This window comes from uncultured Paraglaciecola sp. (genome assembly GCF_913020055.1).
Classification (GTDB): domain Bacteria; phylum Pseudomonadota; class Gammaproteobacteria; order Enterobacterales; family Alteromonadaceae; genus Paraglaciecola.
Window position 1 is genome coordinate 24,266 of the sequence record NZ_CAJWCF010000039.1, and the last position, 15,835, is coordinate 40,100.

General features: G+C 39.9%; 13 protein-coding genes. 8 read left to right on the forward strand and 5 right to left on the reverse strand.

The annotated features are described in order from the left end of the window. Position 1: 1 nt before the first annotated feature. Positions 2 to 676, reverse strand: coding sequence for a response regulator (locus QZ488_RS10230; protein WP_293748243.1), 675 nt, complete (start codon positions 674 to 676; stop codon positions 2 to 4). 94 nt (positions 677 to 770) lie between these two features. Continuing rightward, a complete protein-coding gene (locus tag QZ488_RS10235; RefSeq protein WP_293748246.1) occupies positions 771 to 1,280 on the reverse strand; it encodes an FxsA family protein in 510 nt (169 codons plus the stop codon). Positions 1,281 to 1,617: 337 nt separating this feature from the next. Here QZ488_RS10235 and QZ488_RS10240 point away from each other — a divergent pair, with 337 nt between their 5' ends. Then, positions 1,618 to 3,432, forward strand: a complete 1,815-nt coding sequence (locus tag QZ488_RS10240) for a protein-disulfide reductase DsbD (protein ID WP_293748248.1) — start codon at positions 1,618 to 1,620, stop codon at positions 3,430 to 3,432. A gap of 120 nt (positions 3,433 to 3,552) precedes the next feature. Then, positions 3,553 to 4,269: a M23 family metallopeptidase gene (locus QZ488_RS10245; protein ID WP_293748250.1), complete on the forward strand. Its 717-nt coding sequence runs from the start codon at positions 3,553 to 3,555 to the stop codon at positions 4,267 to 4,269. Here QZ488_RS10245 and QZ488_RS10250 read toward each other — a convergent pair. The 3 genes from QZ488_RS10250 to QZ488_RS10260 form a co-directional block, all read right to left on the reverse strand. Further along, a complete protein-coding gene (locus tag QZ488_RS10250; RefSeq protein WP_293748252.1) occupies positions 4,266 to 8,801 on the reverse strand; it encodes an EAL domain-containing protein in 4,536 nt (1,511 codons plus the stop codon). The two genes, QZ488_RS10245 and QZ488_RS10250, sit on opposite strands and share 4 nt — an antisense overlap. 130 nt (positions 8,802 to 8,931) lie before the next feature. Beyond that, entirely contained in the window at positions 8,932 to 9,561 is a 630-nt protein-coding gene (gene upp / locus QZ488_RS10255) for a uracil phosphoribosyltransferase (protein WP_293748254.1), read from the reverse strand. Positions 9,562 to 9,580: 19 nt separating this feature from the next. Beyond that, positions 9,581 to 10,177: an ACP phosphodiesterase gene (locus tag QZ488_RS10260; protein WP_293748256.1), complete on the reverse strand. Its 597-nt coding sequence runs from the start codon at positions 10,175 to 10,177 to the stop codon at positions 9,581 to 9,583. 239 nt (positions 10,178 to 10,416) lie between these two features. Here QZ488_RS10260 and aroQ point away from each other — a divergent pair, with 239 nt between their 5' ends. The 6 genes from aroQ (at position 10,417) to QZ488_RS10290 (ending at position 15,813) form a co-directional block, all read left to right on the forward strand. Beyond that, positions 10,417 to 10,851: a type II 3-dehydroquinate dehydratase gene (gene aroQ, locus QZ488_RS10265; protein ID WP_293748258.1), complete on the forward strand. Its 435-nt coding sequence runs from the start codon at positions 10,417 to 10,419 to the stop codon at positions 10,849 to 10,851. A gap of 46 nt (positions 10,852 to 10,897) precedes the next feature. Next, positions 10,898 to 11,350, forward strand: coding sequence for an acetyl-CoA carboxylase biotin carboxyl carrier protein (gene accB / locus QZ488_RS10270; protein ID WP_293748261.1), 453 nt, complete (start codon positions 10,898 to 10,900; stop codon positions 11,348 to 11,350). Positions 11,351 to 11,363: 13 nt separating this feature from the next. After that, positions 11,364 to 12,713 (forward strand): acetyl-CoA carboxylase biotin carboxylase subunit, encoded by a 1,350-nt coding sequence (gene accC, locus QZ488_RS10275; protein ID WP_293748263.1) that lies wholly within the window; start codon positions 11,364 to 11,366, stop codon positions 12,711 to 12,713. A gap of 120 nt (positions 12,714 to 12,833) precedes the next feature. After that, a complete protein-coding gene (prmA, locus tag QZ488_RS10280) occupies positions 12,834 to 13,712 on the forward strand; it encodes a 50S ribosomal protein L11 methyltransferase (RefSeq protein WP_293748265.1) in 879 nt (292 codons plus the stop codon). A 388-nt stretch (positions 13,713 to 14,100) separates the two neighbouring features. Then, positions 14,101 to 14,814 carry a DUF1080 domain-containing protein gene (locus tag QZ488_RS10285; RefSeq protein ID WP_293748274.1) on the forward strand — a complete coding sequence of 238 codons (714 nt, stop codon included), beginning with the start codon at positions 14,101 to 14,103 and terminating at the stop codon, positions 14,812 to 14,814. A 282-nt stretch (positions 14,815 to 15,096) separates the two neighbouring features. Continuing rightward, positions 15,097 to 15,813: a TonB-dependent receptor plug domain-containing protein gene (locus QZ488_RS10290; protein ID WP_293748267.1), complete on the forward strand. Its 717-nt coding sequence runs from the start codon at positions 15,097 to 15,099 to the stop codon at positions 15,811 to 15,813. Positions 15,814 to 15,835: the final 22 nt, after the last annotated feature.

Genomic DNA, 15,835 nt, shown 5'->3' on the forward strand with positions numbered 1-15,835 from the left:
CTTAGGACTCTATATTGGTAGAAGCTTTAATACTGTACCCTACACCGCGGATAGTTTTGATAAAAGCCTCTGGGAGCTTTTTACGCAGGTGGTGAATATGTACTTCAACTGCGTTACTGGCTACTTCTTCACCCCACTCATATAACTTAGACTCCAGTTGTTCTCGTGATTGTATTCGTCCAGCTTGTTCTAAGAGTACCTTTAACAACATAAACTCTTTGCGGGATAGTTCTATTAACTGACCTGCAACAGTTAATTCATGAGAAGCGCAGTCTAAGTTTACTTCGCCAATAGTAATGGTAGAGCTGGTTGCCGTACCTAATCTTCTCTCAATAACACGTAAACGGGCGATCAGTTCGTTTACATCAAAAGGTTTACTCAGGTAATCATCTGCCCCTTGATCTAACCCTTTGATTTTGTCTTCAATGGAGTCTCGAGCAGTTAATATCAGTACGGGTAATGCGACATTTTTTTTTCTAATTTGTTTGAGTAACGCTAGGCCATCCATATCAGGTAAACCTAAGTCGAGGATAAGCATGTCACACTCATTGGTATCTATGGTCAGCAGTGCCGATTTAGCATCAGCGACATGGTTAGCTATAAACCCCTCAGTTCTCAGCGATTGATGCAAAGCTCTGGCGAGTGGCAAATCATCTTCAACTAATAAAATTCGCATAGCAGTCATTGGCTCTTATCGGTGGATTACAACTTAGCTCAAAGAGCGGTAATAGGACAATCAGCTAATTTAAATGAAACGGTAAAGTTTAAGACTACTTTGGTTTTCTTAAGTCATCCTTAAGAGCTGGATTTTCTGGTGGTTTATCCTTACGTTCAAACTCACCTTCGATGATATCCTCAGATTGTTCCGTCGAATGCGATTGCTGGTGGTACGAAGTAAAATTTCCATCAAAAGATTGATTCACGACCTTTAAGGATAAATGTTTGAGCAACCCTTTGGCAATTAATGGACGGGTCATAGGTAAACTCAATAAAAAACCTATGCCGTCTGTGATAAAGCCGGGGGTGACTAATAACACACCTGCAATCACCAATAATAAACCTTCAGCCATTTCTTGACCAGGCATAGTGCCTACCTGCATTTTTTGTTGGGCTTGCATCAAAGTGCTGATCCCTTGTTGCCTGACTAAGTGCGCACCAGCGAAGGCAGTTAAAATAACAATGGCCACAGTGTACCAACCACCAATTTGTTCGCCCACGTTGATCAATATGGCGATTTCGACAATAGGTAAAATGGCGAATAATAAAAATAGTTTAAACAAAGATGCCTCGTTATTTGAGGTATACGCTGTAAGCTTTATGTATACCCTATTTATGTAATTGTATTTGTTATGATACTGGGACTAAAAATCCAAAAGCCAAGTGACGCATTGTTACAGAGTGTTGCTTGGTTTGTCTAACGAGTTTACTGACTAGAGTATGTTTATCTTAAATTTGGGTTATTTAACTCATTAGTGAAATTTGCCTGACTAAGTGTGGGTCTCTACACAAAGTGATATGGGTATAATAGTCTTAATTGTTTGTTAAGGTTTATCCATTAAAGTTTAACCAATCCGCATTGGTATTTTGCCAAGCTACCTTTTATAAGAAGTGTTGTTGATGAATTTTAGTTTTAGATATTTAGTTTTACTGCTTACTTTTGGTTTTTTCTCTTTTTCGAGTATGGCACAAACTTCCGATCCCTTGGCTGATCTGTTTGCTGATGAACCAGAATTTTTGCAAGTTGATGAGGCATTCCAGTTCGACTTTGTGCAAAACGGTGATCAAGTCACCCTCAGCTGGAAAATAGCGGAAGGTTACTATTTATATAAAAAACAATTCAAAACAGTGGTTAAACAAGCTGAGCTGGGTTTGCCTGTGTTCCCTGTTGCCGAGCAAGTTGAAGACGAGTTTTTTGGTTTGTCGGACGTATTTCGTGGGCAACTAAATATTTCTTATGCAATTGTGTCGTCGGTGCAAGATGGCATAGTTAAGATACGTTACCAAGGCTGTGCAGATGCGGGACTATGTTATCCGCCGACCACTAAAGAAGTATATTTGAATCAAGTTGGCTCGAATTCGGTAGTTGAGTCTGGACCAGATGTGGCAAGTAATAGTGATGAATCAACCACTCAAGTACCAATTTCAGAGCAGTTTGAGTTAGCTAGTTTATTGTCCAGTGAACAAAGTTTGTTTATTACTCTGTTATTGTTTTTAGGTCTAGGTATAGGTTTAGCATTTACCCCTTGTGTGTTCCCTATGTATCCGATCTTGTCTGGTATTGTGATTGGTCAAGGTAAAACCATTAGCACATCTCGTGCTTTCACTTTGTCATTTGTGTATGTACAGGGAATGGCAATTACCTACTCGCTATTGGGGCTGATAGTAGCCTCGGCTGGTGTGCAGTTTCAGGCAGGCTTACAACATCCTGCTATTTTAATTGCTTTGATTGTAATTTTTGTGTTGTTGGCAGTGGTGATGTTTGGTGCTTATGAGTTGCAATTGCCTTCTTCATGGCAAGAAAAACTCAATGCTATGAGTAATAAACAAACCAGTGGTAGTTATCTAGGGGTATTAGCTATGGGCGCCATTTCTGGCTTGGTAGCTTCGCCTTGTACTACGGCGCCGTTAACAGGGATTTTGTTATTTATTGCCCAAAGTGGTGATTTGGTGTTGGGATTTAGTGCCTTGTATGTGCTGAGTTTAGGTATGGGTATACCTTTGATTTTATTTGGTATTACCGGTGGTAAGTTATTGCCCAAAGCAGGTAACTGGATGAATGTGGTTAAAGTCACTTTTGGCTTTATGATGTTAGCAGTGGCCATTATGTTTGTAGAACGTTTAGTTAGCCATGTTGCTACCGATATTGCATGGGCATTGCTTGGGTTAACTACTTTTACTTATTTTTATGTAATGAATCAAAACAGCCCAACCACTTTTTATAAAGGTCTGCGTGCATTACTCATATTTATTGGGTTGTTCGTTTCGGCTGGTTACGGATACCAAACAATCAACACTATAGGTCACGACAATAGTGTGACTCAATTGGGCAAAAGCAGCATAGCCCACCCAGAATTTCGTAAAGTCACTAATCTCGAAGACTTTAATCAAGCATTAGCCGAGGCCAATGCTCAAGGTCAGACAGTGATGTTAGATCTCTATGCTGATTGGTGCGTAGCCTGCAAAGAATTTGAGAAATATACCTTTTCAGATAGTCAGGTTGTTGCTGCCTTAAGTAACTCAGTTTTGATGCAAATTGATTTAACTGATAGCACCGATTCTAACATAGCATTTCAACAACATTTTTCAGTATTAGGTTTGCCAACAATACTGTTTTTTGATACTCAAGGACAAGAAATAAGCTCAGCTAGAGTGACAGGTTTTATGCGTGCAGAGCCTTTTGCCCAACACGTAAATAACCTTTTTTCTAACTAAGCGGAGCTTGGTGTAATTGTGTGTGGTTCATTAACATTACGCTCTTTGGTTAAATGTTTTGTACCACTATTTTGGATGTTTATTAGCTTTAGTTCTTATGCGAAATCAGGTCAATACTGCATGGCTGATTGGGCATGTGTTGAGAAAATAGAAAAGAATAAACAAGTGAGTTATTGGCTTTACAATAAAAAACCTTTTGTGCTGACCGTCACATTAGAAATTGATACCAGTAACTTAAAAACATCCTCCTCAAACCAACGCAAACATATTGTAAACCAAGTACTGCAGGGCCATCAGCGAGTGAAAGTACTTGATTTGCAAGCCATCAATACAAATCGAAAAATCTGGTATGACGAATCTTTTTATTGGGCTCCTGGCAATATGCTGGCGGTGCACCAAGTGGATTATGTGTATCAATATCCTTATGCCGAGGATGATTATTATCCTATAGTGCAGGGGTTTGGTGGTGGTTTTAGTCATAGAGGTGCATCTGAATATGCAGTTGATTTTGCCATGCCTGTTGGCACCCCCATATACGCCGCCAGAGCGGGAGTAGTGATTGATTTAGTAGAGAAGAATACGCGAGGAGGTGCGAGTCGAAGATACGCTAAATATGCCAACTATGTCGTGATTTTGCATGGGGATGATACAACAGGTGAATATTATCATCTGAAAAAAAATGGCGTTACGGTTACCCGGGGAGAGGTTGTAAAAGCGGGCCAAAAAATAGGTTATTCGGGTAACACCGGATTTTCATCTTTACCACATTTACACTTTGCCGTTTATCAGGCTAAACCCTTTGGAAAGTATCAATCGCTACCTTTTATATTTAATTAGACTTCCCAAGTTTTTACCAACAGTGCCGGGATATCTGCAGCAGGAACAGGTTTAGAAAAGTAATACCCTTGCAAATGACGACATTTGTTTTTGTGAAAAAACTCGACCTGTTCCTTCGTTTCAATACCTTCAGCAACACAGCTCATGTTGAGTTGTTTCGCCATGCTTAGCGTCGTGAGGATAATGGCTTCATTATTTTTATTTGTACCTATGTCATCAACAAAACTTTTGTCGACTTTTATGATATTTATTGGGAACTCTTTAAGGTATTTAAGGGATGAAAATCCGGTACCAAAATCGTCCAGCGCAATTAAAAAGCCTTTTTGTTGTATTTGCGTCATAAAGGTTAGCGCTTTGTGATAATCGCGCATCAAGGCACTTTCGGTAATCTCAAAACGAATCGCTTGAACCGGCATGTCATGTTGCTCCAGGAGCTGCATGATTTTATCAATTGAAGTTTGATTATCAAAATGTTTAGCCGACAGGTTTACCGAAAGATACCCGCTAAAGCCATCTTGGCGCAATCCATTGAGTACTGGCATAGCCCGCTCAAAAGCATCTAAGGTCATTTGCTCTATTAATCCCAGCTCTTCTGAAACTGGAATAAACTCATCTGGGGGCACCATGCCTTTGCGAGTTGGCCAGCGCATCAAAATTTCAAAGCCTTCTATTTTTTGGCTGTCAGAATTAAATATAGGTTGGTAGTGATTTTCAAACTTTTTGGCTTGGTGTGCTTTTTTTAACTGGTTTTCTAATTTAAGCCTACTTTTCACTAATTCATCCATTTGTTGGGTGAAAAACTGAAAGTTACTTCTGCCTTGTTCTTTAGCATGATACATCGCGATATCTGCATTTTTGAGCAGTTCTTCGGCGCTAAGTCCATCACCAGGATACATGGCAATGCCAATACTAGAAGATACACTTACGGTTTGTGAGTTTAAGGTAACTGGTTTATCAATTATATCGCTAATCTCGGTCACTAAAGCACTGATGTCCTGTGCTGAAATAACATCTTCTATCATAATGACAAACTCATCTCCGCCTAAGCGCGCAACCGTATCTTCTTTACGCAGCTTGTTTTCAAGACGCTTAGCAATAATGATAAGTAACTCATCTCCTGCTTTGTGTCCTAGGCTATCGTTTACTTGCTTAAATTTATCCAAGTCGACAAAAAACACTGCCATATTTTTGGTGTTTCTTCTGGCATGTTCTAAGCCTCTTTCGATTCTATCTAGGAGTAAGGCTCTGTTAGGCAAGCCGGTAAGAGAGTCGTAATTTGCCAAAGTTAAAAGTTTTGCTTCCGCTGCTTTTTGTTCAGTAATATCAGCAATAATGACTAAAAAATTTTCAATTTTAGTCTTATCGTGAACACTTGCTACGGCATGAATATGCACAGTAATATCGCGAGTGTCGCCATTAGGTAAAAGTATTTTATCTTCCTCATGCCAATGTTGACCCGCTTCAACAGCAAACGTTTTTTTCCAGAACTTAGCGGTTTCAGGCGTCTGTAATTTGAGTATATTAACCAGCTCTTTTGGCGCATGTGCATCATCTGCAAGGTCAAAATGTTTCTTAAATGCATCATTAAAAGCGATTGGATAATATTTGTGGTTGTAAATAATGACCCAGTCCAAAGTATGTTTGAACGCCTCTCCAAACAAACGCAAATTCTCTTGGTCGACAACGGATTCAGTAATATTAGTATAAGTACCCGTTATCAGAAGGGGCTTACCTTCTTTACTCGTGTCGACCACTTTGCCTACGTCTCGGAACCATAACCAAGTATTATCTTTAGTCGCCATTCGATAGCTAATATCGAGTGTGGAGTTTTTGTCAGCTAAAAAGTTTTTCCACGCTGACGTGTACCGAGTTTTGTCTATGTTATGAATAACAGATAGATGCTCCTGAAAACTCATGGCTTTTTTACTGGAGATCTCGTCGCCCATTTTAGAAATAAGAAATACATCTTGTTTAGTTTGAAATTCCCAAATTCCGCTATTACTGGCATTTAACGCGAGGGTCAGCTTATCTTTACTTTGAATGGCTTCTAAATGTGCGGTGGCTAATCGAGAGTTATGGGCGCGGCGATACTGCCAAAGAAACAACAGCACAATTAAACCAATTATAGAATAAAGCATGTATGCCAAAGGCGATGCCCAAGGGGCATAATTGACTTTAATATTAACTATTGCAGGTTTAGATTTAGCGCCGCTTTCTGAATTAAATGCTAAGACTGAGAAAACATACTGACCGGGATCGAGTTTAGGAAACATCACCTCAGGGTTTGTGGTAATTGGGTAAACTAAGTTGTTTTTGCCAGTCAGTTGATATTGATATCGAGTGCTTTTTTGGTTGTGATACTCAAGAGTAGAAAAATGTATCGAAAGTCCTACATCTTCGTGATTGAGCTGAATAGAATGCCCGTCTAAATTTGCAAAAGGCATATCTACTTTATTAGAGACTAACATGATGTCTGTAATGGCGACTTTAATCTCAGTATTCTTTTCTGCGTCTACTTTAAAAGGATCAAAAAAGATAAGCCCTTTTGGAGAGCCGAACACCAGACGCCCATCTGACAAAGAGAGACTTGTATCTGCATTAAACTCACTATTGGTCAAACCTTGCTCGTGATCAAATTTTTGTATGTGGTGGTTTTCGGTAGAAAACTTAATTAGTCCAGAGTTGGTGCTCAACCAAATATTGCCTTTTTTGTCTAGTTGCATATCGAAGACTGAATTAGTAGGCAGGAGGTTTTGTTGATTGTAAAAAAACTTCTTTTCATATGTCAGGCTGTCAATACCGACCAATCCATAACCTGGATAAGTAATCCACATAATATCATTAGCATCGATTAACACATCATTAGGGTAAACTCTTGCTTTTAATTGCTTTAGAGGAGCTTCATGAATGAGTGTCATTTGGCTCGTAGTGTTATCCATCTGCCACAATTGTCCATGTGCACTAATAAGTATAGTGTTAGGTTTTACGCCATCAATGAAACCAACCGAATTGCGTGAATCTACAGATGCAGATAGTTGCTCGATTTTGTTGACCTTACCGGTATCTGGCGAATAACGAAAAAAACCTGCGTTAGCAGACAGCAACAACTCACCTTCTGATGTAGCTAAAATGTCCCAAACACTTGAATTTAGAATGGTTTCATCTTCAACACTGTTTATTTTTAGCGGATGATTTTTCCCAGTCTTACTATCAAATCGTAACAGCCCCGCACCGGTATTTAACCAAAGTTGATTGTCTTTGCCAGCTTCGATGTTATTAATTGAGGAGGATGAATATTGCGCCTTTTCATCACTAGAGACTAAAAACCTCTGTGTAGAACCGTCGGTTAGATTTAATAAGTTAAGGCCATTTCGTGTGCCAATCCACAGTGTATCTTCATCTTGTTGGAGCATACTCCAGACGTTGTTGTGACTGAGGACTCTTTTCTCTCTTCCTCCCCGAGTGTTATAAATATTGGTAAAAAGTGTGGTTTTAGGAGTCCAGTAGATAGCGCCATCGGCTTCGGAGCCCACCCAAATATTATTGTTACTGTCTATTGTTAAGTCTCTTAAAACGTCGCTGGATATATAGTCTCGGCTGTCAGTGGGTAGGAATATATGCTGTAACTGTTCACTTTCAGTTTGGTAGCTAAACAGCCCTTTATCTGTGGCGACATAAAATACATTGTTATTGAAGAGGCCTAATTTCCAAATATTTCGACTTTTAATATGTAGCTTAGCTTCTGGAGCCGGGTGAGTTCCAAGGATAAAGGCCTTCACTTGAGAAATAGATAAACTAAACAGTCCCTCAACTGTTCCAATCCATAATGTATTTTTGTCGCCTGCAAATAATACTTTGACGTTCATGTTATCTATTGTCTGTTCAACAGAGTGGAGGTGGTTAATTAAAAGAGGTGTTTTCTGTCCTTTTACAACAGCATATAAACCCACTGTTGTTCCGATAAAAAGAATGTTTTGAGACAATGAGTGGGCTCTAACAAAATCTCCGTTTTTAATCATTTCATCTGGCAGCGAATACTCAACAGAAAGTTGATCGGTAACGTATGAGTAAGAAAACACTCCCTCATCCATTGAAAACAAGATATTGCCTTCCTTATCCTCGCTGATGTAACTCGCATCTTGGACAAATTGATTGTCATACTTCAACCGTTGGTCAATCACTTTCTTGATGGTGTTATTCTTCAGGTTGTATTGATGGACACCGTTAATTGAATTACTAATCCAAAGGTTTTTTTTCGAATCCTGAAACAGATAACTTATTGGTGCATCATTAAACTCATTGTTTGGCCCCACTATTTGATGGTTTTGATATCCATCAAATCGATTTAATCCTTCACTAGTACCCAACCATAAAAAACCTTCACTATCTAATAATAGTGAGTTGATGGTATTTTGAGTTAAACCATTTTCTGTGGATAAGCGGGAGAAGGTTGGCTCCAAAATCAATGGAGCACTAGTACTCATAAATGGAATTAAAAGTAATAGTAGAGGAACTAAAAGATAATAATTCATTGGCCCGTAGTGAGTCCTATTTATCGATTTGCATATGCGCATATTTAATTAGATTCACAAACAAAAAGCAAAAGACACTACCTTATACACTAATATATCTTATATTTCAGAAAGCGTATGCTTTTTGGTATTATCGAGTACCAAAAATCTTATCGCCGGCATCACCTAACCCTGGCAAAATGTATCCCTGTTCATTCAGTTTATCATCGATTGCTGCAGTGTAAATTTCAACGTCTGGGTGTGCGTTTTTCACTGCTGCTAAGCCTTCTGGTGCGGCAACTAAAAACAACCCCATAATGTGTTTACAGCCTTTTTGTTTAAGTAAATCAATGGTGGCGATGAGGGTTCCACCAGTAGCCAGCATAGGATCTACAATTAGTGCCGTACGCTTTGGTACATCTTTTACCACTTTATCGAAATAAGCGACGGGTTGCAGAGTATCTTCATCACGGTACAAACCTACTACGCTAATTTTGGCATTGGGTATGAGTCTCAATACACCGTCTAACATGCCTAAACCCGCGCGCAAAATAGGCACAACAGTGATTTTTTTGCCCTTTATTTTTTTAATCAGTATTTTTTGCCCATCCCAAGCGGTGATCTCGACCACCTCAGTTTCCAGCTCTCTAGTGGCTTCGTAGGTTAATAGGTTGCCTACTTCACTGGCTAGTTCCCGAAAGTCCTTACTGCTAATCCCTTGTTCACGCATTAAGCCTATTTTGTGTTGGATCAAAGGATGATGAATTTCGTATACGGGCATACTTTATTTCTCGCGGTTATTAGGAAGGATCGTAAGACTGAACAAATTGCAGCCCGTGATCGAGGCACTCAGGATAAAACTGTTCAAAGCTAGACTCAAGTTGTTCGCCATGTTTGAGTATAAAAGACTGAGCCTTGTCGGCAAATATAATTCTATTATTTAATCTATTCTCAATACTTAAAAATGCTCGGTAGCAAGTTTCAATATGGATATATTCATTTAACCATTGGTGGGTTTTTAAGCGTTCGGCCTGTTTATTAAAGTGTGAATTATTAGGTAGCGAAAATTGTTCAAGTTGTTGGTAAAACTGGGTGAATACTTTGTTAAAGTCAGTGCTAGAGTAATCATTCCACGTTTGCATTAACAGATAATCAAAATAAATATCGATGATTACGCCTGCCATCCTTCGAATATCACGAGGCAAATTTTGCCTTAACTCACTGATTAATGGATGTGAATCAGTGAATACATCAATACTTCGATGCAAACGGATGCCCTGTTCAATTTCAAAAGGTAAATATTGCAGTTGACTGCCTTTGACAAAGTCACCAAGAAAATTTCCTAACAAACTCGTTTGTGTGTGGCAGCCAATATGAATATGTGCAATGTAGTTCAAATTAAACAGGTGCCCCGATTAAGTGGTAAATTAGCCCTAACAAAAACATAATATTCGTCAACTTTGCGGCAATCTTCGCTGATAAGACCAGTATTTTGCTGCTAATTTCTATTTGCTCTCTATAATGGTCGGATAATTTAAGTTATTGTGTGTTTATTACACTAAAAATGATTTTTAAATGTACTGTTTCGTATTCAGAAACGCTGCATGAAATCATTAGTTATTAAAATGGTAAACCAGTGAAAGTATTAGTTATCAATGGCCCAAACCTGAACATGTTGGGTAAACGTGAGCCCGCAACGTATGGCTCACAAAATTTACAACAAATTGTCAATAATCTAAACATCTATGCAGATTCGATAGGTTTGAGTTTAGCCCATGTGCAGTCAAATGCTGAACATGAGTTAATTGATACAATCCATCAAGCCTTTGAACAAATAGATTTTATTGTTATCAATCCAGGTGCATTTACGCATACCAGTGTTGCATTAAGAGATGCGCTTTTAAGTGTGTCCATTCCTTTTATTGAAGTGCATTTATCCAATGTACATGCCAGAGAAGCGTTTAGGCAGCATTCTTACTTATCCGACATTGCCCAAGGGGTAATTTGTGGATTAGGCGCTCAAGGTTACGAATTCGCTTTAATGGCGGCCAAACAATATTTAGCAAAATAAACATCAGCAAAACTTGCTTGCTGACTAACTGATTAGAGAGAAAAAAATGGACATACGTAAAATTAAAAAATTGATAGAGCTAGTAGAAGAGTCTGGCATATCTGAATTGGAAATCACTGAGGGTGAAGAATCAGTGCGTATTCACCGTGGTGGCGCAGCTGCTCAGGCTGTACCAATGCAATATGCGCCACAACCCCAGCTGGCTGCGCCTGTTGCTCAAGTAGCACCCGCTGCACCTGCTCCAGAAGCTGCACCAGTCATAAATGGCCACACTATGTGTTCACCTATGGTGGGTACTTTCTATCGTTCTTCATCTCCTGGCGTTAAATCTTTTGTTGAAGTAGGCCAAAAAGTTAATGTAGGCGATACGCTTTGTATTATCGAAGCGATGAAAATGATGAATCAAATTGAATCTGACAAGGCCGGTGTTGTCACCCAAATTTTAGTAGAAAATCAAGAGCCAGTTGAATTCGACCAACCTATGTTTGTGATTGAATAAAAGGTCTATGACAATGTTAAAAAAAGTCCTTATTGCAAATCGCGGCGAAATCGCCCTGCGTATTTTGCGTGCCTGTAAAGAGTTAGGCATTAAGACTGTGGCAGTGCATTCGACTGCCGATGAGTCACTCAAACATGTGTTATTAGCTGACGAAACGATTTGTATTGGTAAAGCGTCGGCAACAGAAAGTTATCTTAATATTCCTCGTATTATCGCTGCAGCAGAAGTGACAGACGCTGATGCTATACATCCCGGTTATGGTTTTTTAGCTGAAAATGCTGATTTTGCTGAAGCTGTTGAGAAAAGTGGCTTTACCTTTATTGGCCCAACTGCCGACACCATTAATTTAATGGGTGATAAAGTCTCAGCGATTAGGTCGATGAAAAGTGCTGGTGTACCTTGTGTGCCTGGTTCTGATGGGCCTCTTGGTGAGAACGAAGCATTCAATAAAAAATTAGCAAGTGAGATTGGTTATCCAATCATTGTTAAAGCTGCTGGTGGTGGTGGTGGTCGTGGTATGCGTGTTGTCCGCCATGAAGGCGAACTGATTTCATCTATCGCAATGACTAAAAGTGAAGCCGGCGCAGCATTTAATAATGATGTTGTGTACATGGAAAAATTTCTTGAAAACCCTCGTCATGTGGAAATTCAAATATTAGCAGACGGTCTAGGTAACGCCATACACTTAGGTGAACGAGATTGCTCTATGCAACGTCGTCACCAAAAAGTAGTTGAAGAAGCGCCAGCGCCGGGCATTACACCTGAAATGCGTGCAGCTATTGGTGCGAGATGTTGCCAAGCTTGTGTTGATATCAATTATCGCGGTGCAGGTACCTTTGAGTTTTTGTTTGAAGATGGTGAATTCTACTTTATCGAAATGAATACCCGTATTCAGGTAGAGCACCCAGTGTCTGAAATGATTACTGGTATTGATTTAATCAAAGAACAATTGCGGGTTGCTTCAGGTTATGCGTTGACGATTTCTCAAGACCAAGTACAAGTTAAAGGTCATGCGATTGAATGTCGTATCAATGCCGAAGATTCAAAAACCTTTATTCCTAGTCCTGGAAAAATCACTAAGTTTCACTCGCCAGGTGGATTGGGCGTGAGATGGGATTCGCATATATATACTGATTATGTTGTGCCACCTTACTACGATTCAATGATTGGTAAATTGATCACTTATGGTGAGACCAGAGAAGTGGCCATAGCCAGAATGCGTCATGCATTAGACGAATTGGTCATTGGTGGCATTAAAACTAATGTCGATCTGCAAAAAAGTATAATGGCCGATGAAGCCTTCGCCGCTGGTGGCGCGAACATTCATTACCTAGAGAAGAAGCTAGGTATGGGCGGTCATTAAGTTGTCATAAGAACAAAAAACACCATTAAAAAGAGCGTTTATCGCTCTTTTTTTATGCCTGTACATAGCTGCCCCTGACTAATGTTATACTGCATAAAATTTCTAATATTGAGTTTGTTAATGCCTTGGATCCAATTAAAAATCAACAGCCAGGCTGAACACGCCGAACAAATCGGCGAAATGTTATCGGCCAATGGTGCGCAAGCTGTGACTTTTGTTGATGCTAAAGATACACCTATGTATGAGCCTAAGCCCGGAGAAGTGATGCTTTGGCCAGACACCCAAATAGTCGGCTTGTATGACGCAGAATACAATATGTCTCGTGTGGTTAGCCAATTAGGTAAATCCAAGCTGTTAGGTAAAAACTTTAATCACAAGCTAGACCAACTTGAAGATAAGGATTGGGAGCGGGAGTGGATGGAAAATTTTCACCCTATGCAATTTGGTGAGCGGTTATGGATTTGCCCGAGCTGGCGAGATGTTCCAGATCCAAACGCAGTGAACGTGATGCTCGATCCGGGATTAGCTTTTGGTACAGGCACACACCCAACCACTAGTTTATGTCTAAGATGGCTTGATAGTTTAGAGCTGTCTAAGGCTACTGTGGTTGATTTTGGTTGTGGCTCGGGCATCTTGGGTATTGCTGCACTTAAGTTAGGAGCTAAGCGGGTAGTAGGAATTGATATCGATCCTCAGGCGTTATTGGCTAGCCAAGACAATGCAAATCGTAATGATGTGGGAGATAAAATTGAATTATATCTGCCAGAACATCAACCAGAGCTTCAAGCTGATGTCGTGCTTGCCAATATTCTCGCTGGTCCTTTAAGGGAGTTAAAATCCGTTATCAGTGGATACTGCAAACCCGGTGGAAAGTTAGTGCTGTCAGGTATCCTAGATAATCAAGCAGAAGAGATAAACACCCTGTATAGCGATACCTTTGATATGCAACCTATTGCTATTGATGGTGAATGGGCGAGGGTGTCAGGCGTTAAAAAGTAGACAGAAAACTCAGTTGTTACAACTAATACCATTCCGAATTAATCCTACTGCAAAGATTAAAACCATCTAACGTTAGTGCCCTATTGGCAGTAACGTTCTGATTTTTCTCCTGTAAAAGTAAACATTTTAAAAAACAACCAGCGCTGAAATAGTCACACTGTTAGCCGAATTTTTTATACGTGGTTAGTTATGTTCACTTATACACTTAGTGTTTTGTTAAATTCATGTAACTTACTGCTCACTTTAGCGGTATCTAAAGGTAAGGTTACTTCTTACTAAAATAAATTATTTGCTAAATAGGCGGGCTAACCCACCAAAAGGCAATAGGGGATAGACAATGCAAACCAAATTTAAATTATCGTTACTTATCGGTGCCTTAATCTGCCCAATGGCACTCACCGCAGCAGAAATGGAACCTTGGCAAAAAGCTGAAGTAACAGAAGTATGGGAACCTACACCAGAAGTCGTAACCCTTGATAAAAATAATATTCCTTCTGACGCAACTGTATTGTTTGATGGCACGTCTTTAAATCAATGGCAAAGCGCCAAAGAAGGCGAGGCTAAGTGGTTGCTTAAAGACGGAGCTATGACGGTAGTAGCGGGCACGGGTGATATTAAAACCAAAGAGACCTTTTGTGACGCGCAACTACATGTTGAGTGGAGAATGCCGACTCAAATCACTAACGAAAAAGGTGAGTTGTTAACTGGACAAGGTCGCAATAACAGTGGCGTTTTCTTCCAGCAACGTTATGAAATTCAAATACTCGACTCGTATAACAATAAAACTTATGCCAACGGTCAAGCTGGTGCTGTGTATAAACAACATATCCCACTGGTCAACGCCACTAAGGCGCCGGGTGAATGGCAAAGTTATGACATTATTTTTACTGCTCCGGTGTTTGATGCGTCTGGGAAGTTAAAGTCCAAAGCAAAAATGACAGCTTTGCATAATGGTGTGTTAGTGCAAAATAACGTCGAAATACAAGGTGTTACTGAGTGGATTGGGGCGCCTACATATAGCGCTCATGGCTGCGATTCGATTCGCTTACAGGATCATGGAAACCCAGTCAGCTTTCGTAATATTTGGTTAAGAAAATTATAAAAAATAAATAAAGAGCCTTGATTTACTGGTAGTCGCAGATGGTTCGTAGCAGTTTATACAAAATCCAGCACTGAGCAGCTGCCAGTGCAGTTAGTGCAATCGACAATAAACTACAAATTGCATCTGCTACTGCGAGTGACAATTCAATATTTGTGATTACTGGTAGCACCAAACCTTTAGAGCGTGAATCCTACTTAGGTGATGCGTTAATCAGTCTTGAATATTTATTAGTTTTTAGTGCCAGCTTCGGTTGGCTCATTGTATATAGTTTTGAGGTATTCATTGAAATTACACCATTTAGGATTAGCTGTTAGTTTGGCTATAAGCGTGCCGGCTAAAGCCGAAGAAAACGCTAATATTGAAAACATTATCGTCACAGGAAGTTATAGTGCAGTTGAGCAAGCACAAATAACTTCGTCAGCAATGGTTGTGGAGCGCGACGCCTTATTAGCGTTAAGTTTTCACACTGTAGTGGATGCTTTACGTCAAGTACCGAGTTTATGGGTCGAATCACAAGGTGGTCCCGGTGGTTTAACCTCAATTGTGATGCGTGGAGCCGAAAGTAATCACACTTTGGTTTTAGTGGATGGCGTGCAATTAAACGACCCAACTAACACCCGTGGTGGTTCTGTCGATTTGAACCAGATTAATATTCAATCAATTAAACGTATTGAAATTATTCGCGGTGCCCAGTCATCGATTTATGGTTCTGATGCTCTGGCAGGTGTGATTCATATAATTACCATGGAGCCGGGAAGTGAAACCGAAGTGAACGCTTTTGCAACTATAGGTAGTGACGACTATTACACTTATGGCGCAGGTATTTCGGGCTCGGTAGACAGTTTAGGTTATTCGTTTAAAGCACAAAAGAAAGATGCGGGAGAACCTCTAAAAGGCAGTGCTGCCGAGAATACTGATCTGGTCGCTAAATTAAATTGGTTAAGTGACATATATGGACGCTCCCGTGATGTCAACGTAATACCTGCCTCTTCGTGCTGATTTTCAGCATGAATTACGCTTT

What these genes read in the sequence shown, in the direction of transcription:
- accB (WP_293748261.1), top strand. Translation starts at nt 10,898, where the DNA reads ATGGACATACGTAAAATTAAAAAATTGATAGAGCTAGTAGAAGAGTCT.
- QZ488_RS10285 (WP_293748274.1), top strand. Translation starts at nt 14,101, where the DNA reads ATGGCACTCACCGCAGCAGAAATGGAACCTTGGCAAAAAGCTGAAGTA.
- upp (WP_293748254.1), bottom strand. Translation starts at nt 9,561, where the DNA reads ATGCCCGTATACGAAATTCATCATCCTTTGATCCAACACAAAATAGGC.
- QZ488_RS10230 (WP_293748243.1), bottom strand. Translation starts at nt 676, where the DNA reads ATGCGAATTTTATTAGTTGAAGATGATTTGCCACTCGCCAGAGCTTTG.
- QZ488_RS10250 (WP_293748252.1), bottom strand. Translation starts at nt 8,801, where the DNA reads ATGAATTATTATCTTTTAGTTCCTCTACTATTACTTTTAATTCCATTT.
- accC (WP_293748263.1), top strand. Translation starts at nt 11,364, where the DNA reads ATGTTAAAAAAAGTCCTTATTGCAAATCGCGGCGAAATCGCCCTGCGT.
- prmA (WP_293748265.1), top strand. Translation starts at nt 12,834, where the DNA reads ATGCCTTGGATCCAATTAAAAATCAACAGCCAGGCTGAACACGCCGAA.
- QZ488_RS10240 (WP_293748248.1), top strand. Translation starts at nt 1,618, where the DNA reads ATGAATTTTAGTTTTAGATATTTAGTTTTACTGCTTACTTTTGGTTTT.
- QZ488_RS10245 (WP_293748250.1), top strand. Translation starts at nt 3,553, where the DNA reads ATGGCTGATTGGGCATGTGTTGAGAAAATAGAAAAGAATAAACAAGTG.